16 protein-coding genes, 1 tRNA gene and 1 other RNA gene are annotated in these 17662 nt (G+C 69.4%); 9 read left to right on the top strand and 9 right to left on the bottom strand.

Features of this window, described 5'->3' with window-relative positions; translation table 11 throughout:
- Positions 1 to 80: 80 nt before the first annotated feature.
- Together QGN30_RS00830 and QGN30_RS00825 are read right to left on the bottom strand one after the other, a co-directional pair.
- On the bottom strand, positions 81 to 911 hold the full coding sequence (locus QGN30_RS00830; protein WP_095762777.1) for a hypothetical protein: 831 nt from the start codon (positions 909 to 911) through the stop codon (positions 81 to 83).
- Between the two features lie 89 nt (positions 912 to 1000).
- A tRNA-Ser gene (locus tag QGN30_RS00825) sits at positions 1001 to 1089 on the bottom strand.
- Positions 1090 to 1153: 64 nt separating this feature from the next.
- On the opposite strand from QGN30_RS00825, the gene ffs reads away from it, so the two are divergent.
- The 3 genes from ffs to QGN30_RS00810 all read left to right on the top strand — a co-directional run bounded on the left by ffs (position 1154) and on the right by QGN30_RS00810 (position 4543).
- Positions 1154 to 1250: signal recognition particle sRNA small type (gene ffs / locus QGN30_RS00820), an RNA gene on the top strand.
- Positions 1251 to 1390: 140 nt separating this feature from the next.
- Positions 1391 to 2674 carry an aminotransferase class I/II-fold pyridoxal phosphate-dependent enzyme gene (locus QGN30_RS00815; RefSeq protein WP_026071058.1) on the top strand — a complete coding sequence of 428 codons (1284 nt, stop codon included), beginning with the start codon at positions 1391 to 1393 and terminating at the stop codon, positions 2672 to 2674.
- Between the two features lie 57 nt (positions 2675 to 2731).
- Entirely contained in the window at positions 2732 to 4543 is a 1812-nt protein-coding gene (locus QGN30_RS00810; RefSeq protein WP_042792209.1) for a DNA polymerase III subunits gamma/tau, read from the top strand.
- Between the two features lie 11 nt (positions 4544 to 4554).
- Here the strand turns inward: QGN30_RS00810 and QGN30_RS00805 are convergent, their stop codons facing one another.
- The gene (locus QGN30_RS00805; protein WP_020188345.1) at positions 4555 to 5865 is read right to left on the bottom strand and encodes a class I SAM-dependent methyltransferase; all 1311 of its coding nucleotides are present in this window, start codon (positions 5863 to 5865) and stop codon (positions 4555 to 4557) included.
- Positions 5862 to 7253 (bottom strand): FAD-binding oxidoreductase, encoded by a 1392-nt coding sequence (locus tag QGN30_RS00800; RefSeq protein ID WP_248923343.1) that lies wholly within the window; start codon positions 7251 to 7253, stop codon positions 5862 to 5864. The genes QGN30_RS00805 and QGN30_RS00800 overlap by 4 nt, the downstream gene beginning before the upstream one ends.
- Before the next feature lie 81 nt (positions 7254 to 7334).
- Here QGN30_RS00800 and QGN30_RS00795 point away from each other — a divergent pair, with 81 nt between their 5' ends.
- Positions 7335 to 7772 (top strand): SRPBCC family protein, encoded by a 438-nt coding sequence (locus tag QGN30_RS00795; RefSeq protein WP_026071057.1) that lies wholly within the window; start codon positions 7335 to 7337, stop codon positions 7770 to 7772.
- Between the two features lie 14 nt (positions 7773 to 7786).
- Here QGN30_RS00795 and QGN30_RS00790 read toward each other — a convergent pair whose 3' ends face one another.
- Entirely contained in the window at positions 7787 to 8548 is a 762-nt protein-coding gene (locus tag QGN30_RS00790) for an Rv3717 family N-acetylmuramoyl-L-alanine amidase (protein WP_009952026.1), read from the bottom strand.
- Between the two features lie 98 nt (positions 8549 to 8646).
- On the opposite strand from QGN30_RS00790, the gene QGN30_RS00785 reads away from it, so the two are divergent.
- Both QGN30_RS00785 and recR read left to right on the top strand, forming a co-directional pair.
- Positions 8647 to 8991 (top strand): YbaB/EbfC family nucleoid-associated protein, encoded by a 345-nt coding sequence (locus tag QGN30_RS00785; RefSeq protein WP_026071056.1) that lies wholly within the window; start codon positions 8647 to 8649, stop codon positions 8989 to 8991.
- 13 nt (positions 8992 to 9004) lie between these two features.
- Positions 9005 to 9616 (top strand): recombination mediator RecR, encoded by a 612-nt coding sequence (recR, locus tag QGN30_RS00780; protein ID WP_008263246.1) that lies wholly within the window; start codon positions 9005 to 9007, stop codon positions 9614 to 9616.
- Between the two features lie 6 nt (positions 9617 to 9622).
- Here recR and QGN30_RS00775 read toward each other — a convergent pair whose 3' ends face one another.
- From QGN30_RS00775 to QGN30_RS00765, 3 genes are read right to left on the bottom strand one after another with little or no spacing between them, the layout of a single operon-like run.
- Positions 9623 to 10045: a hypothetical protein gene (locus tag QGN30_RS00775; protein ID WP_008263248.1), complete on the bottom strand. Its 423-nt coding sequence runs from the start codon at positions 10043 to 10045 to the stop codon at positions 9623 to 9625.
- A 12-nt stretch (positions 10046 to 10057) separates the two neighbouring features.
- Positions 10058 to 10720 (bottom strand): type 1 glutamine amidotransferase, encoded by a 663-nt coding sequence (locus tag QGN30_RS00770; protein ID WP_232525339.1) that lies wholly within the window; start codon positions 10718 to 10720, stop codon positions 10058 to 10060.
- 37 nt (positions 10721 to 10757) lie between these two features.
- The gene (locus QGN30_RS00765; RefSeq protein WP_008263254.1) at positions 10758 to 11987 is read right to left on the bottom strand and encodes a Mur ligase family protein; all 1230 of its coding nucleotides are present in this window, start codon (positions 11985 to 11987) and stop codon (positions 10758 to 10760) included.
- A 110-nt stretch (positions 11988 to 12097) separates the two neighbouring features.
- Here QGN30_RS00765 and QGN30_RS00760 point away from each other — a divergent pair, with 110 nt between their 5' ends.
- Positions 12098 to 13090: a DEDDh family exonuclease gene (locus tag QGN30_RS00760; protein ID WP_008263256.1), complete on the top strand. Its 993-nt coding sequence runs from the start codon at positions 12098 to 12100 to the stop codon at positions 13088 to 13090.
- Here the strand turns inward: QGN30_RS00760 and leuA are convergent, their stop codons facing one another.
- Complete coding sequence (gene leuA, locus QGN30_RS00755; RefSeq protein ID WP_095762835.1) at positions 13091 to 15106, bottom strand: 2-isopropylmalate synthase; 2016 nt, start codon at positions 15104 to 15106, stop codon at positions 13091 to 13093.
- A gap of 247 nt (positions 15107 to 15353) precedes the next feature.
- Between leuA and QGN30_RS00750 the strand changes: the two genes are divergently transcribed.
- A complete protein-coding gene (locus tag QGN30_RS00750; protein WP_008263260.1) occupies positions 15354 to 16619 on the top strand; it encodes an aspartate kinase in 1266 nt (421 codons plus the stop codon).
- Positions 16620 to 17654 (top strand): aspartate-semialdehyde dehydrogenase, encoded by a 1035-nt coding sequence (locus QGN30_RS00745; RefSeq protein ID WP_038534839.1) that lies wholly within the window; start codon positions 16620 to 16622, stop codon positions 17652 to 17654.
- Positions 17655 to 17662 lie beyond the last annotated feature (8 nt).

The raw sequence follows: 17662 nt of genomic DNA, 5'->3' as shown, positions 1-17662 counted from the left end.
AATCGCGGGGGTTCTTAGTAGGCCTAATAGGAAGATTCGGCAGCCGACGTTGCCGCGGGAGGGTCGGTCGACCGAGGCCGCTAGTCCTCGTCGGCGGTTTGGTCGACGGTGTCGTCGACCGCGGTGCCGGCCCGAGTGCGCCTGCGCCGCATCCGGTGCGACCCCTTGCCCGTCGGGCGGCGGTTCTGCAACTTGGTCCGCGGCTCTTCGCTCTCCTCGGTCGCGTCGGCTACCGGCGCTACCTCGGTCTCGGCGGGCTCGTCGGGGGCTGCTTCGGCTGCTGCGTCGGTGGCCGCGTCCGTCTCGTCCGGCTCGCTCGCTTCGGCCTCTGTGGCCTCGTCGGCCTCTTCGGCCTCTTCGGCTTCGTCGGCGCTGTCGGCCTCGTCGGCTTCGCCTGCTTCGTCGGCCTCCTCGCCCTTCTTGCGGCGGAGGCCCCCCTTCTTGGCCTTCTTGGGCTTTTTCGCCTTGATCGGTTTCGGCGGCGGCGGCGGCAACTCGGCGACAAAGGAGAGATAGAAGGCAAAGAAACCGAGCAACGCGATCGCGGCGGCCGCCCCGTAAATCCCGAACAACCACCGTCCGGCGACGTCCAGGCTCAGCCAGATCTCGCTGATCGCCGTCCCGACGATGAGCACACCGGCCAGCACGTGGGCCACGATCGAGGCGACCCGGATGGACAGCGCCATCTGCGGGGTGCCCAATTCCGGCTTGCGGGTGCGCAGCAGGGTGAACACCACCGGCAGCGCCGCGAGCGCGACAAGCGCGCCCGTCACGATGCGCAGCGCCGTCCCCAACGAATGCGCGGTGTCACCCATCAACTCAGGCCAGCGGGGCAAGACGAAGAAGAAGTAGAGGAAGCCGGCGGCGATCGTGAATGACGCGTGCCACAGGATGGCGACCTTGCGCCCCATAAGCCTCCTCATGCTGGGTTGGTTCGAGCCGGCCTGAGGGGACCGACTCGACACCAAACCGCTTTGTGCGTGTCCGCGGGGCGGACCGATGGCGGAGGATGCGGGATTTGAACCCGCGAGGGCTGTTAACCCAACCCGCGTTCCAGGCGAGCGCCATAGGCCACTAGGCGAATCCTCCGTGGCCATGGTAACCGAGGGCCAGACCGCGTTCGCCGGTTGCTCCGGGGAAGGTACTAGACTCTCGGTGGACCCCGCGCGGCGTCTATCCTGTGAACTCCCCCAGGGCCGGAAGGCAGCAAGGGTCAATGGGCTCTGTCGGGTGCGCGGGGTCCCCTAGGTTAAACGGGTGCCGACCCGCTGCGCCCGGCTCCGCCGCGCTTGCGATCGCCACAGGATTCGATTGAGTGGCGACCCGCTGCGCCCGGCTGGCCGCGCTTGCGATCGCCACCTCCCACGCCTTGATAGCGAAAGGGTCCATGGTGTCGCTGGAGTCCCTCGGCCCTGCCGAGCTTGCCGCCGCACACGCTCGCCACCAGCAGGATTACGCGGATTTGCAGGCCAAAAAGCTGGCCCTGGACCTGACCCGCGGCAAGCCGGCGCCCGCCCAGCTCGACCTGTCCAACCAGCTGCTGAGCCTGCCCGGCGACGAGTACCGCGACGGCGAGGGCACCGACACCCGCAACTACGGCGGCCTGCACGGCCTGCCGGAGCTGCGAGCCATCTTCGGGGAGCTGCTCGGCATCCCGGTGCAGAACCTGATCGCGGGAAACAACTCCAGCCTGGAACTGATGCACGACCTCGTCGCGTTCTCGATGCTCTACGGCGGCGTGGATTCCCAGCGGCCCTGGAAGGACGAGGCCAGCGTCAAGTTCCTCTGCCCCGTCCCCGGCTATGACCGGCACTTCGCCATCACCGAGACGATGGGCATCGAGATGATCGGTGTCCCAATGCTGTCCGACGGGCCCGACGTCGACCTGATCGAGGAACTGGTCGCCGCGGACCCCGCCATCAAGGGCATGTGGACCGTGCCGGTGTTCGGCAACCCCACCGGGGTCACCTACTCCTGGGACACGGTGCTGCGGCTCGTCCAGATGCGGACCGCCGCACCCGATTTCCGGTTGTTCTGGGACAACGCGTACGCCGTGCACACCCTGACCCACGACTTCGTCCGGCAGGTCGACGTCCTCGGCCTGGCGGCGGCGGCCGGCAATCCCAACCGCCCGTACGTGTTCGCGTCGACGTCCAAGATCACCTTCGCCGGCGCCGGCGTCAGCTTTTTGGGCGGATCGCTGGGCAACATCGCCTGGTATCTGCAGTACGCGGGGAAGAAGTCGATCGGACCGGACAAGATCAACCAGCTGCGGCACCTGCGCTTCTTCCGCGACGCCGACGGGGTGCGCCTGCACATGCTGCGGCACCAGCAGATCCTGGCGCCGAAGTTCGCGCTGGCGGCCGAGATCCTGGATCAGCGGCTCAGCGATTCCAAGATCGCCTCGTGGACCGACCCCAAGGGCGGCTACTTCATCAGCCTCGACGTCTTGCCCGGCACGGCGAAGCGGACCGTCGCGCTGGCCAAGGACGCGGGGATCGCAGTGACCGAGGCGGGCGCGTCGTTCCCGTACCGCAAGGATCCGAACGACACGAACATCCGGATCGCGCCGACCTTCCCGTCGCTTCCAGATCTGCGCGACGCGGTCGACGGCCTGGCCACCTGCGCGCTGCTGGCGGCCTCGGAGTCGTTGCTGGCCCGCGATCGAGTGTGAACCGACGACCCTGCCGCGCCCGCATCGTCGTCGGACGACGCCGGTAGCCTGCTGACCGTGGCCCTCTACCGCAAGTACCGTCCGGCAACCTTCGCCGAAGTGGTGGGGCAGGAGCACGTCACCGAGCCGCTGTCGATCGCGCTGGAGGCCGGCCGGATCAACCACGCGTACCTGTTCTCGGGTCCGCGCGGCTGCGGCAAGACCTCCTCGGCGCGGATCCTCGCCCGGTCGCTGAACTGCGCCCAGGGGCCGACGGCCACCCCCTGCGGGGTCTGCGACTCGTGCCAGGCCCTGGCGCCCAACGCGCCCGGCAGCATCGACGTCGTCGAGCTCGACGCCGCCAGCCACGGCGGTGTCGACGACACCCGCGAGCTACGCGACCGCGCGTTCTACGCGCCGGCGCAGTCGCGCTACCGGGTGTTCATCGTCGACGAGGCGCACATGGTGACCACCGCGGGGTTCAACGCGCTGCTCAAGATCGTGGAGGAACCCCCCGAGCACCTCATCTTCATCTTCGCCACCACCGAGCCGGAGAAGGTGCTGCCGACGATCCGGTCGCGCACCCATCACTACCCGTTCCGGCTGTTGCCGCCGAAGACCATGCGGGCGTTGATCGGCCGGATCTGCGAGCAGGAGGGCGTCGTCGTCGACGACGCGGTCTACCCGCTGGTGATCCGCGCCGGCGGCGGCTCGCCCCGCGACACCCTGTCGGTGCTCGACCAGCTGGTGGCCGGCGCCGAGGGCGCCCACGTGACCTACCAGCGGGCCCTGGGCCTGCTGGGGGCCACCGACATGGCGTTGATCGACGACGCCGTGGACGCACTGGCCGCCGCCGATGCCGCGGCGCTGTTCGGCGCGGTGGAGTCGGTGATCGACGCGGGCCACGACCCCCGGCGTTTCGCCACCGATCTGCTGGAGCGGTTCCGCGATCTGATCCTGCTGCAGGCCGTCCCGGACGCGGCGGCCCGCGGCGTGGTGGACGGACCGGAGGACGTGCTGGAGCGGATGCGCGACCAGTCGACCCGGCTCGGGACGGCGACCCTGACCCGCTACGCCGAGGTGGTGCAGGCGGGGCTGGGGGAGATGCGGGGCGCGACGGCGCCGCGCCTGTTGCTCGAGGTCGTGTGCGCGCGGCTGCTGTTGCCCTCGGCCAGCGACACCGAAGCCGCGCTGCTGCAACGCGTCGAGCGGATCGAGACCCGGCTGGACATGTCCATTCCCGGCTCGGAGGCCACCGCGGGCCGGCCGGCCGAGCCCGCCGACCGGCCGGTCCGCTTCACCCGACCGTCCGCGGCTGCCCCCAAGCCCGAGCCAAAGCCCGAGCCGAAGGCCGAGCCCGCGCCGGCACCCGAGCCTCCTCCGGCGCCCGCCACCGCCCCCTCGCCGGCGGCCGAAACATCCTCTGCGCCCGGCGAACTCAACGCCGCAGCGGTGCGCAGCATGTGGTCGACCGTGCGCGACAAGGTCCGTCAGCGCAGCCGCACCACCGAGGTGATGCTGGCCGGCGCCACCGTCCGGGCGATCGAGGACAACACGTTGGTGCTGAGCCACGAATCGGCGCCGCTGGCCAAGCGGCTGTGCGAACAGCGCAACGCCGACGTCATCGCCGAGGCGCTCAAGGACGCGCTGGGAGTCAACTGGCGGGTGCGGTGCGAGGCCGGCACGCCGGCGCAGGCCGCGGCCAACCCGCTGACACCGCAGCCCGAAGAGCCTGCCCCCGAACCGGATTCGGCCCGGCGAGCCGAGGAAGAACACTTGCTCGCCGAGGCCGTCCGCGACCAGCCGTCGGGCCCGCGCCGCGATCCGGAAGAGGTCGCGCTCGAACTGCTCCAGAACGAGCTCGGCGCGCGCCGCATCGACAACGGCTGAGCGTCAGACCGTCAGGCCGTCCACCACGGCCGCAGCGGCAGGTCGTCGTCGCCCCGCGCGTCGGTCTTGGCCGCCAGCACGTGATGCAGCTGAAGGTTGTTCTGCTCGAACGCAACCCGTGACGCCGCCATGTACAGGCCCCAGACCTTCGCGGTCGGTAGGCCGACCTCGCTGACCGCGGCGTCCCAGTTCTCGACCAGATTCCGGCACCAGTCGCGCAGCGTCATCGCGTAGTGGTGGCGGAAGTTCTCCGCGTGCAGCACCTCGAAGCCGCAGTCCTGGACGTCGCAGGTGATGCGGCCCGAGCCGGTCAGCTCCCCGTCCGGGAAGACATAGCGATCGGTGAATCCGCCCGCGAACGACGTCGACGTGTTGTCGTGGCGGGTGATGCAGTGATTGAGCAGCAGGCCGCCGGTGCGCAGCTTCGACTTCAAGAAGCCGAAGTAGGCGGGGTAATTCTTGACGCCGATGTGCTCGGTCAGCCCGATCGAGGACACGGCGTCGAACGCCGCCTCGCCCACGTCCCGATAGTCGGTGTGGCGCACCTCGGCCAGGTCCGCAAGGCCTTCCTCGGCGATCGCCTTCTGCGCCCACTTCGCCTGTTCGGCCGACAGGGTGGCGCCGGTGGCCCGGACGCCGCGCCGGGCCGCGTAGCGCACCATGCCGCCCCAGCCGCAGCCGACGTCGAGCAGCCGGTCGCCGGCCTTCAGCCGCAGCTTCTCGAAGATCAGCCGGTACTTGTTCTCCTGCGCCTGTTCGAGTGTCGCGTCGGCATCGGGATACACCGCGCAGGTGTAGGTCATCGACGGCCCCAACACCAATTCGTAGAAGGTGTTGGACACGTCGTAGTGGTGGTGGATGGCCTCGGCGTCGCGGGTCCTCGTGTGCATCAGCCCGTCGGCGATGCGCCGCCACCTTGGCAGCGCCTCCTGCGGGGGCGGCGCAACCGGCAGCAACCGCTCGAACCCCAGCGACCGCACGACGTTGGCCAGCACCCGCACTGGGGGCCGCTTGAATTCCACCCGATCGGTGAGCGTCTTGAGCAGTTGGTACGGGTCGCCCGGATGAACGCCGTACGCCTGCAGGTCGCCCGACACGTAGGCGCGGGCGAGGCCGAGTTCGCCGGGGGCGGTCGCCAGATAGGTGGCGCCGCGGGGGCTGCGAAGGTCCAGGCCCAGTTCGGCGTCCTCGTTGCCGGCGATGCTGCCGTCGTAGGCGGTGAACTTCAGCGGATGTCGGCCGGTGGCGGCGAAGACCTCCAGGATCTCGGCCATGCTCAGTTTCCCGTGCGACGTGCGGTGGGGTTCCTTGGTAGTCGTCATCGCCGTTGCACCGCCTTTGCGTAGAGGTCGAGTAAACGAGAATCGGGGTCGTAGGTTTTCTTGACGGTGTTGTAGGCCTCGCCGCCGTACAGCTCGTCGAAGTCCTCGCGGGAGTAGAAGGAATCGGAGTACAGGGACTTGTGCCCGTCGAGTTCGCTCACCTTTTCTTCGATCATCCGGTTGGCGGCGCCCTCGGTCGCGCCCCCCGGCACCGACGACCAGAAGCCGACGTTGACGTACGTGTGATCCGGCCGCATCGGGTACAACGGCCAGCCGTCGCGGTCGCGAAGGCGCAACGGGCACAACCAGATTGGCGTGATTGGCACGTTGTCCAGGAACCACTCCAGGAAGTCGCAGGTCCGTTCGATTGGAATCTCGATGTCTTGCACCACCCGTTCGCGTGGGGGCCGCCCGTTGCGCGCCTCGATGCGGTCGGAGATCCCGAAGCGCCGGTCCAGGGAAATCAGCTTCCAGTAGAAGCTGCTGCGCCGATAACGGCGCGGCCAGAAGCGTCGCACCCGCGGGTCCTGCACGCCGAACGCGCGCGAGCACCAGAACCAATCCGTGTCCCAGCGCCAGAAGTAGTCGTGCATGGTCAGCCGGTCATCCTTGGTCGCCTCCAGGCCCGGGGCGTCGTGCCGGATGGACTGGTAGTAGATGTCCTTGCCGGTGTAGTCGCTGACCGGGCCGGGGGTGGTGGTCCGCCGGCCCACGCACAGGTAGCTTTCGTCGGCGCTGAAGACCACCCCGTCGAGGTAGTCGACCGGGGTTCCGCCCTGCCCGCCGGTGTCGACGATGCGTTCGGCCGCGGCGATCAGCGCGGGCAGCGAGCAGAAGCGGATGTGGCGCAGCGCGACGAACGGTGCGACGGGTTCCAGCTCGATCCGAAGCCGGGTCGAATACCCCAGTGTCCCATAGGAATTCGGGAAGGCGCGGAACAGGTCCGGGTGCTGGGTACGTGATGCGGTGAGCAAATCGCCAGCGCCGGTGAGGATATCCATCTCCAGCACCGATTCGTGCGGCAGCCCGTTGCGAAACGACGCCGACTCGATCCCCAGGCCGCTGACCGCCCCGCCGAGGGTGATGGTCTTCAGCTGCGGGACGACCAGCGGCGACAGGCCGTAGGGCAGCGTTGCGGCGACCAGGTCCGCGTAGGTGCACATGCCGGCGACGTCCGCGGTGCGGGTTTCGGGATCCACGCTCAGGACGCCGGTCAGCCCCGAGGTGTCCAAGCCGGGCGCGTCACGTTTGGTGCGGGCGCGGAACAGGTTTGACGTCGGTTTGGCCAGCCGGACCGCGGACGTTGCGGGAATGGATCGATAGCTTGCCAGCAGCCGGTCAACGCCCGACTTGTGGGCCGAGAGTGCAGATCCAAGGACAGGCACCACATATACCCTAGTCTTCGACAACAGCCCGTGCATCCGTCGCGAGCGGCGGCGCCGGGGAATTCATCACGAGGAGGGGTCGCCTTGGGACAGGTGAGCGCCGACAGCACCATCTTGATCAATGCCGAGCCTGCGGCGACCCTGGCCGCCGTCGCGGATTATCAGACGGTGCGTCCGAAAATTCTCTCGCCGCAGTACAGCGACTACCAGGTGCTGCAGGGCGGGCAGGGGGCGGGCACGGTCGCCAAGTGGAGGCTGCAGGCCACCAAATCACGCGTCCGCGACGTGCAGGTCAACGTGGACGTGGCCGGGCACACCGTCATCGAGAAGGACGCCAACTCGACCATGGTGATCAACTGGACGGTGGCGCCCGCCGGGCCGGGCTCCAGCGTCACCGTGAAGACCACCTGGACCGGCGCGGGCGGCGTCAAGGGCTTCTTCGAAAAGACCTTTGCGCCCTTGGGGCTGAAGAGGATTCAGGGCGAGGTGCTGGCCAACCTGAAGAAGGAACTCGAAGGCTAGCGCCGGGCGGGCGATCAGCGCGCCTGGCCCTGCGAGGCCAGGAAACCCGCGACGCCGCGGACCATCGCGTCGGCGTATTTCTGCCGGCCTTCCGCGGACTGCATCAGCGCCGAGTCCGCGGGGTTCTTCATGTTGCCGCACTCGACCAGAACCGACGGGTACTGCGCGAGGTTCAGGCCGGCGAGGTCCGAGCGTCCGTACAGCCCGTTCTGCCCGATGTAGTTGGCCGGCGGGATGCCCGACGCCTGCATCTGGTCGCGCATGATGCGGGCGTACTGCACCGACGGCCCGGCCTGCGCCTGGTTGAGCGGCGGCGCCGAATAGTTGACGTGGAACCCGCGCCCGGACGGCGGGCCGCCGTCGGCGTGGATGGACAGGATCGCGTTGGGGTGCAGCGCGTTGGCCATGCTGGCGCGCTCGTCGACGCAGGGCCCCAGCCCGGTGTCGTTGGCGCGTGCCAGGGCGGTCCGCACTCCCAGCGCGGTCAACTCGGCGCGGACCCGCAGCGCGGTGTCCCAGGTGAAGGTGTGCTCCTGATAGCCGGCGGCGGACGCCGTCCCGCTGGCCTGGCAGTCCTTGGTGCCGCCGCGGCCGGTGGGCACCTGCCGGCTGATCGACGCGTCGTTGGAGCCGTTGTGACCCGGATCGATGAAAACCACCATGCCGGCGATGTTGGAGGGAACCCCCCACGCGGCCGGGGTGATCGCCGTCGAGGCGGCAACGAGCGCGCCGACCGCCAATTTGATCCCGACACGTCTGCTCAGTCGTAGGTCCACGGCGCAAAGGTAACGGCGCGCGGTTTACGCTGGGTGTTCCGAATCGCCGGAGACTCACGAGCGAAATCAAGTCGAGACCAAGATGCGAGGGGACTGTCATGCAACCCGGAGGCGATATGTCGGCGCTGCTGGCCCAGGCGCAGCAGATGCAGCAAAAGCTCATGGAGGCCCAGCAGCAGCTGGCGAACGCTGAGGTGCATGGTCAAGCCGGTGGGGGTTTGGTCAGCGTCGTCGTCAAGGGCAGCGGCGAGGTGGTCGCCGTGAAGATCGATCCCTCCGTCGTCGACCCGTCGGACGTCGAGACCCTGCAGGACTTGATCGTCGGCGCCATGGCCGACGCGTCCAAGCAGGTCACCCGGATGGCGCAGGAGCGGCTCGGGTCGCTGGCCGGTGGGTTCGGGCCGCCGCCGGGGCAACCGCCCGCGCCGGCGCCGGGGATTTAGATCCCGCCCTGACATGTTCGAAGGACCCGTTCAGGATTTGATCGACGAGCTGGGCAAGCTGCCCGGTATCGGGCCCAAGAGCGCCCAGCGCATCGCCTTCCACCTGCTGTCGGTTGAGCCGCCGGACATCGACCGGCTGACCGCGGTGCTGGCCAAGGTGCGCGACGGCGTGCGGTTCTGTGCGGTGTGCGGCAACGTCTCCGACAACGAGCGGTGCCGGATCTGCGCCGATCCGCGGCGGGACGGGTCGCAGGTTTGCGTCGTCGAGGAACCGAAGGACGTGCAGGCCGTCGAGCGCACCCGCGAATTCCGCGGCCGCTATCACGTGCTGGGCGGGGCGCTCGATCCGCTGTCCGGGGTGGGGCCCGACCAGCTGCGGATCCGCGAGCTGCTGAGCCGGATCGGGGAGCGGGTCGACGACGTCGACATCACCGAGGTGATCATCGCCACCGACCCGAACACCGAGGGCGAGGCGACGGCCACCTACCTGGTGCGGATGCTGCGTGACATCCCCGGCCTGACCGTGACGCGGATCGCCTCCGGGCTGCCGATGGGCGGTGACCTGGAGTTCGCCGACGAGCTGACGCTCGGCCGCGCGCTGGCCGGCCGCCGGGCCATGGTCTGACGTTCGTCAGGCCTTGCTCAATTGGAACGACCTGGTAAAGGTCCTGCCCGCCTCCGGGCCGCACGCGTCCGTCGTCGTCTGCTGGCCCTCGCCGGCGAGCGACACGGCGTCGAAGCTGTAGTTGACGGTCACCGGAGCGGACGCGCCGTTCGGGCACGGCGCCTGGGACGTGCCGCTGTGCGTCCACCGCCCGTCGGCGAGGTGGAACTCCCAGCTGATCACGAACGTCCCGCCATCCTGGGAGGTCGCCAGGGTGCAGTCCGACCCGCACGGGACGAACAGCCAGGCGGTCGGCTTGTCGTTGTCCGCGTAGAGCACGTTGTATCGGCCGTTGAGCACTTCCGGGCTGGCGTGCGACGGCGCCGACGACGCGACGAACGCGGCGACCAGTGCGGCACCGGCGGCCAGTCTCGGGCGGATCTTCGTCATCTCGGCAACCCCCTAGCGCGCCGCTAACCGCTCGCGGCGCAGCAGGTCCACTTCCGGCATCGGCAGCGGCGGCAGCTCACCGACCACCGAACCCAGCAGCAGGTCGGCCAGCTGCGGGTTGCGGGCCAGGCACGGCCCGTGCATGTACGTCGCGATCACGCTGCCCTGCACCACGCCGTCGAATCCGTCCCCGGACCGGTTGCCGGCGCCCTTGACCACCGCGCCCAGCGGCGACGCCGACGGGCCCAGCACGGTGCCCCCGCGGTGGTTCTCGAACCCGGTGAGGCGCTCGGTCAGGCCCGCCAACAGCGGCCTGGTCGCCAGCTCGCCGATGGTGCGCGCCGCTTGCGGCGACGTCGTCGCGTCCAGCATGCCCACGCCGTCCACGCGTTCCCCGGCCGAGGTCTCGTACCAGTGCCCGAGCACCTGGACGGCCGCGCAGATCGCCAGCACCGGCGCGCCGCGTTGCGCGGCGCGCTGCAGGCCCGGGTGCTTGATCAGGTGCCGGGTGGCCAGCCGTTGCGCATAATCCTCGGCCCCGCCCAGCGTGTAGAGGTCCAACGACTCGGGCACCGGGTCGGCCAGGGTGATCTCGACGATCTCGGCGGGGATGCCGCGCAGCAGTAGCCGTTGGCGCAACACCAGGGCGTTGCCGCCGTCGCCGTAGGTGCCCATCACGTCGGGCAGGACCAGCCCGATCCGCACCGTCGAGTCAGCCACGGCGCGCCAACGCTCGTTGCAGCTGGAGGAACGCGGTGTAATTGGCGACGACCTCCACCCGCCCGGGTGGGCACGACGCGATCGCGGCGACGGTGTCGTGCACCAAGGTGTGCTCGACCCCCGCGTAGCCGAGGCGCACCGCGAGGTCGGTGCCGCGCTCGCCGGCGGCCACGACTTCCGTCTGCTCGAAGTGTTCGAAACGCACGTCCCACAACCAGGACAGGTCCTCCCCGTCGGGCACCTGGCCGTTGACGGAGATGACCACCCCGGCGGCGCGCTTGTCCACCATCGACAGCGCCTCTTGCCAGCCCGCCGGATTCTTGGCCAGCAGCATCCGCACGTCGTGCTCGCCGACGCGGACGGTCCGGTAGCGCCCCGCGACCTCGTCGACGGACGAGACGGCCGCGACCGCCGCCGCCGGATCCGCGCCCAGGGCGACCGCGGCGGCCACGGCCTGGGCGGCGTTGCCCCGGTTCACCGCGCCCGGCAGCGTCAACCGCATCGGCAGGGAGAGCCCGTCCGGGCCGTGCAGCGTCTGGTCGTCGAACCACCACTGCGGGCTGGGCCGCTTGAAGTCGGCGCCGGTGGAGAACCAGTGGCCGCGCTCGCGGACGATGACCTCGCCGCTGCGCGGGCAGCTCACCGAGTCGTTCGACCACGAACCCCCGGCGGCCACCCACACCACGTTGGGGCTGTCGTAGGCGGCCGACGTCATCAGCACGTCGTCGCAGTTGGCCACCACCACCGCGTTCGGGTGTCGGGCCAGGCCCGCGCGCAGGGTTCGTTCGATGACGTTGATCTCGCCGACCCGGTCCAGCTGGTCGCGCGACAGGTTGAGCAGCACGACGACGCTGGGCTCGACGGCATCGGAAACGTGGGGGACGTGCATTTCGTCGACTTCCAGCGCGGCCAGGGACGCGTGCCGGTTGGCGGCCAGCGCCGCCACCAGGCCGGCGTCCATGTTGGCGCCCTCGGCGTTGGTGGCGACCGGGCCCAGCGTCGCCAGCGCGGCCGACGTCATCCGGGTGGTGGTCGATTTGCCGTTGGTGCCGGTAACGACGACCGTGCGCCGCCCGGCGGCGAGCTGCCGGAGAACCGAGCGGTCCAGCGTCATCGCGATCAGCCCGCCGATCATCGCGCCGGCCCCGCGGCCGGTCACCCGCGACGCCCAGCGCGCGCTCGCTCCCGCGGCGAGGGCCAGGCGGGCGCGGGTGGTGACCACCCGGGAAGTTTAAATGTGTGCGGCCCGCGTTGGATTCCCGCACCGATTTCCCACCCGACACGGCGCCGCGTGACACCGATGATGTCGGTCGGCCGTGCCATCCTCAGTGCATGAGCGCGGTGTGCTGGGGGCGGCCTGCCAGCGAGCCGGACGCGGGCTGGGCCGTGATCGACGTCGAAACCTCGGGTTTCCGGCCAGGTCAGGCGCGGATCATCAGCCTCGCGGTGCTCGGTCTGGACGCCGACGGCGAGGTCGAACAGTCGGTGGTGAGCCTGCTCAACCCCGGCGTCGATCCGGGGCCCACTCACGTGCACGGTCTGACCGCCGCCATGCTGGAAGACCAACCGCAGTTCGCCGACATCGCTCCAGACGTGATCGACGTGCTGCGCGGCCGCACGCTGGTGGCCCACAACGTGGCGTTCGACTACGCCTTTCTTGCGGCCGAGGCCGAACTCGCCGACATCGAACTTCCCGTCGACTCGGTGATGTGCACGGTCGAGCTGGCCCGGCGGCTGGACCTCGGCGTCGACAACCTGCGGCTGGAGACGCTGGCGGCGCATTGGAGCGTGACCCAGGAGCGCCCCCACGACGCCTTCGACGACGCCATGGTGCTGACCGGAGTGCTGGCCTCGGCGCTCAAGCTGGCCCGCGACGGCGACGTCTGGCTGCCGGTGCATCCGGTGACCCGGCGCCGCTGGCCGAACGGCCGGGTGACCCACGACGAGCTGCGGCCGCTGAAGGTGCTGGCCTCCCGGATGCCCTGCCCGTATCTCAACCCCGGCCCCTACGTGGGCGGGCGGCCCCTCGTCCAGGGCATGCGGGTGGCGCTGGCCGCCGAGGTCGGCCGCACCCACGAGGAACTCGTCGAGCGGATCCTGCACGCCGGTCTGGCCTACAGCGAGGCCGTCGACCGGGAGACCTCGCTGGTGGTCTGCAACGACCCCGCGCCCGAGCAGGGCAAGGGCTATCTGGCCCGGAAGTTGGGGGTGCCGGTGATCTCCGACGCGACCTTCATGGACTGCGTCCGAGCCGTCATCGGCGGCACCAGCATGGACGAATTCGCCGACACCACCAACTCCGACCCGCAGCTCGCGCTCTTCTGATCAGGCGCGAGCCGCGCGGTTGACCGCCGACACGACCGCCCGCAGCGACGCCGTGGTGATCGACGGCGCGATGCCGACACCCCACACCGTGCGAGCGCCCACCGGACCCGATGGGTGCCGACCCGCTTCGCCCGGCTCCGCCGCGCTCGCGATCGACACCGGATCCGATGGGTGCCGACCCGCTTCGCCCGGCTCCGCCGCGCTCGCGATCGACACCGGATCCGATGGGTGCCGACCCGCTTCGCCCGGCTCCGCCGCGCTCGCGATCGACACCGAAGCCTCCACGTAGGCCGCGGCCTGCGCGTCGTCACCGGAACTCATCGCGTGCTCGGAGTAATCCAGCACGGCCACGTCGAATCCGACATCGCCCAGCGCGTGGACGAACGCGGCCAGCGGGCCGTTGCCGGACCCACTGATCTCGGTCTCCACCCCGTTGATCTTGACGGTCGCGGCGATGCTGGTGACGCCGCTGTCCTCCTCCGAAGCGTCGACCCGCTGCTTCACCCGCTCCAGCGGCCACACCGGGGCCAGATACTCCTCGGAAAACGCGTCCCACATCTCCTTCGGCGAGACCTCGCCGCCCTCGCCGTCGGTGATCTTCTGCACCACCTGGGAGAACTCGATCTGCAGCCGCCGCGGCAGGGCCAGGCCGTGATCGGCCTTCATGATGTAGGCCACCCCGCCCTTGCCGGACTGCGAGTTGACCCGGATCACCGCCTCGTAGGTGCGCCCGACATCTTTGGGGTCGATCGGCAGATACGGCACCTGCCAGAGCATGTCCTCGACGTCGGTGTCCGCGGCATCCGCGTCGACCTTCATCTGGTCCAGGCCCTTGTTGATGGCGTCCTGGTGGCTGCCGGAGAACGCGGTGTAGACCAGGTCACCGCCGTAGGGGTGACGCTCGTGGACCGGCAGCTGGTTGCAGTACTCCACCGTGCGGCGGATCTCGTCGATGTTGGAGAAGTCGATCTGCGGGTCCACGCCGCGCGAGAACAGGTTCAGCCCCAGCGTCACCAGGCAGACGTTGCCGGTGCGCTCACCGTTGCCGAACAGGCAGCCCTCGATCCGGTCGGCACCCGCCTGGTAGCCCAATTCCGCTGCGGCAACGGCGGTTCCGCGGTCGTTGTGAGGATGCAGGCTCAGGATGACCGATTCCCGGTTGGCCAGGTTGCGGCTCATCCACTCGATCGAATCGGCGTAGACGTTCGGGGTGGCCATCTCCACGGTGGCGGGCAGGTTGAAGATGATCGGGTTTTCCGGTGTGGGCCCGATGATTTCGCCGACGGCGTCGCACACCTGCTTGGCGTACTCCAGCTCGGTTCCGGTGTAGGACTCCGGCGAATACTCGAACCGCCACCGCGTGCCCGGGTACTTGGCGGCCTCCTCGACGCACTTGCGGGCGCCCGCGGTCGCGATGTCTTGCACCGCGGCCTTCTCGGCGCGAAATACGACGCGGCGCTGCAGGATTGACGTCGAGTTGTAGAAGTGCACGATGGCCTGCGGCGCGCCCTGGCACGCCTCGAACGTGCGCTCGATCAGTTCCGGCCGGCACTGAGTCAGCACCTGGATGGTGACGTCGTCGGGGATGGCGCCGTCGGTGATGATCTCGCGGACGAAGTCGAAGTCGGTTTGGCTGGCCGACGGGAAACCGACCTCGATCTCCTTGTAGCCCATGCGGACCAGCAGATCGAACATGCGGCGCTTGCGGGCCGGGCTCATCGGGTCGATCAGCGCCTGGTTGCCGTCGCGCAGGTCTACCGCGCACCACAGCGGCGCGCTGGTGATGACCCGGTCGGGCCAGGTGCGATCGGCGAGCCGGATCGGCTCGACCTCTTCGGCGAAGGGCCGGTACCGGCTGACCGGCATCGACGAGCCGCGCTGGGGGTTCCATGCGGGCTGCCCGGGCCCCGGCGGGCCCGCGGGTTTGACGATGCTGCGTGTCGAGCTGAATGCGTCGGAATTGGAAGTCACGGTAATTGCTCCGGGGATATCAGAAGGAACCTCAGACCGGCGCATCGCGAACACCCGCGACGGGAAGCCGGTCTGGATCAGACCCCGTCGCGGCGTCCGAGGAGGAGCACCCGCTGCACGTCCTGCACTTTACCGCTTTTAGCGCGTTGGTAAAAATGGCGCCGAGACCGCAGCGAATCCGCGCTCCGGGCGACCGGGTATCGCGACGTAAATCACCATGCGGCGGCACGTATTCTGTTGTGGACCTATCCCCGAAATTGCAGTGCCCAGGGCCGGAGAGGCAGGGAAAAACGTGGCGCTCGTCGTGCAGAAGTACGGCGGATCCTCAGTGGCGAACGCCGATCGGATCCGGCGCGTGGCCGAGCGCATCGTCGCTACCAAGAAGCAGGGCAACGACGTCGTCGTCGTCGTCTCCGCCATGGGTGATACCACCGACGACCTGATGGACCTGGCCCAGCAGGTGTGCCCGGCCCCGCCGCCGCGCGAACTCGACATGCTGCTGACCGCCGGTGAGCGCATCTCCAATGCCCTGGTCGCGATGGCCATCGAATCGCTGGGTGCGCAGGCCCGCTCGTTCACGGGTTCGCAGGCCGGCGTGATCACCACCGGCACCCACGGCAACGCCAAGATCATCGACGTCACGCCGGGGCGGCTGCAGGCCGCGCTCGACGAGGGACGCGTCGTTCTGGTGGCCGGGTTCCAGGGCGTCAGCCAGGACACCCGGGACGTCACCACGCTGGGCCGCGGCGGCTCGGACACCACCGCGGTGGCGCTGGCCGCGGCGCTGCGCGCCGACGTCTGCGAGATCTACACCGACGTCGACGGCATCTTCAGCGCCGACCCCAGGATCGTGCACAACGCCCGCAAGCTGGACACGGTCACCTTCGAAGAAATGCTCGAGATGGCGGCTTGCGGCGCCAAGGTTTTGATGCTGCGCTGCGTGGAATACGCGCGCCGCTACAACATTCCGGTGCACGTCCGATCCTCGTATTCGGAAAACCCAGGCACCGTCGTCGTCGGATCGATCAAGGACATAGCCATGGAAGACCCCATCCTGACCGGAGTCGCGCACGACCGCAGCGAGGCCAAGGTGACCGTCGTCGGCATCCCCGACATTCCCGGATATGCCGCCCGCGTCTTCCGGGCGCTCGCCGACGCCGACGTGAACATCGACATGGTGTTGCAGAACGTCTCCAAGGTCGAGGACGGCAAGACCGACATCACCTTCACCTGCTCGCGCGACAGCGGACCCACCGCGGTGGCCAAGCTCGACGCGCTCAAGGACGAGATCGGGTTCAGCCAGCTGCTCTACGACGACCACGTCGGCAAGGTGTCGCTGATCGGGGCGGGCATGCGCAGCCACCCGGGGGTCACCGCCACCTTCTGCGAGTCCCTGGCCGAGGTGGGCGTCAACATCGAGCTGATCTCCACCTCCGAGATCCGCATCTCGGTGCTGTGCCGCGACACGGAACTGGACAAGGCCGTCGTGGCGTTGCACGAGGCGTTCGGGCTCGGCGGCGAGGAGTCGGCGACGGTGTATGCGGGGACGGGTAGATAGATGGTTGCCATCGGTGTGGTGGGCGCCACCGGCCAGGTCGGCCAGGTGATGCGCAGGTTGCTCGACGAGCGGGACTTCCCCGCGACGTCGGTGCGGTTCTTCGCGTCTTCGCGCTCGCAGGGCCGCAAGTTGGAGTTCCGCGGCCAGGAGATCGAGGTCGAAGACGCCGCGACGGCCGACCCCAGCGGGCTGGACATCGCGTTGTTCTCCGCCGGCAAGACGATGTCGCTGGTGCAGGCGCCGCGGTTCGCCGCGGCCGGGGTGACGGTGATCGACAACTCGTCGGCCTGGCGCAAGGACCCCGACGTGCCGCTGGTGGTCTCCGAGGTGAACTTCGCGCGCGATGCCGCCAACCGGCCGAAGGGCATCATCGCCAACCCGAACTGCACGACCATGGCCGCGATGCCGGTGCTGAAGGTGCTGCACGACGAGGCCGGCCTGCAACGGCTGGTTGTGTCGAGCTATCAGGCGGTCTCCGGCAGCGGGATCGCCGGAGTCCAGGAGCTGTCCACGCAGGCCCGCGCGGTCGTCGACGACGCCGAGCAGCTGGTGCAGGACGGCGGCGCCGTGCAGTTCCCGGCGCCCAAGACCTACGTGGCGCCCATCGCCTTCAACGTCGTGCCGCTGGCCGGATCGTTGGTGGACGACGGGTCCGGCGAGACCGACGAGGACCAGAAGCTGCGCCACGAGAGCCGCAAGATCCTCGGCATCCCCGACCTGGCGGTCAGCGGCACCTGCGTGCGAGTGCCGGTGTTCACCGGGCACTCGCTGTCGATCAACGCCGAGTTCGCGCGGCCGCTGTCGCCGCAGCGCGCCCGCGAGCTGCTCGACGGCGCGCCCGGCGTCAAGGTGGTCGACGTGCCGACCCCGTTGGCGGCCGCCGGCGCCGACGAATCCCTCGTCGGCCGGATCCGGCAGGATCCGGGCGTGCCCGACGGCCGCGGCCTGGCCCTGTTCGTCTCGGGAGACAACCTGCGCAAGGGGGCGGCGCTGAACACCATCCAGATCGCCGAGTTACTCGCCGCCGAGTTGTGAATCCGCGA

It is taken from the genome of Mycobacterium sp. 3-98 (assembly GCF_035918355.1).
GTDB lineage: Bacteria > Actinomycetota > Actinomycetes > Mycobacteriales > Mycobacteriaceae > Mycobacterium > Mycobacterium intracellulare.
This window is presented reverse-complemented; position numbering and strand designations above follow the sequence as displayed.

What these genes read in the sequence shown, in the direction of transcription:
- QGN30_RS00745 (WP_038534839.1), top strand. Translation starts at nt 16,620, where the DNA reads ATGGTTGCCATCGGTGTGGTGGGCGCCACCGGCCAGGTCGGCCAGGTG.
- recR (WP_008263246.1), top strand. Translation starts at nt 9,005, where the DNA reads ATGTTCGAAGGACCCGTTCAGGATTTGATCGACGAGCTGGGCAAGCTG.
- leuA (WP_095762835.1), bottom strand. Translation starts at nt 15,106, where the DNA reads ATGCGCCGGTCTGAGGTTCCTTCTGATATCCCCGGAGCAATTACCGTG.
- QGN30_RS00785 (WP_026071056.1), top strand. Translation starts at nt 8,647, where the DNA reads ATGCAACCCGGAGGCGATATGTCGGCGCTGCTGGCCCAGGCGCAGCAG.
- QGN30_RS00830 (WP_095762777.1), bottom strand. Translation starts at nt 911, where the DNA reads ATGGGGCGCAAGGTCGCCATCCTGTGGCACGCGTCATTCACGATCGCC.
- QGN30_RS00770 (WP_232525339.1), bottom strand. Translation starts at nt 10,720, where the DNA reads ATGGGCACCTACGGCGACGGCGGCAACGCCCTGGTGTTGCGCCAACGG.
- QGN30_RS00760 (WP_008263256.1), top strand. Translation starts at nt 12,098, where the DNA reads ATGAGCGCGGTGTGCTGGGGGCGGCCTGCCAGCGAGCCGGACGCGGGC.
- QGN30_RS00805 (WP_020188345.1), bottom strand. Translation starts at nt 5,865, where the DNA reads ATGACGACTACCAAGGAACCCCACCGCACGTCGCACGGGAAACTGAGC.
- QGN30_RS00775 (WP_008263248.1), bottom strand. Translation starts at nt 10,045, where the DNA reads ATGACGAAGATCCGCCCGAGACTGGCCGCCGGTGCCGCACTGGTCGCC.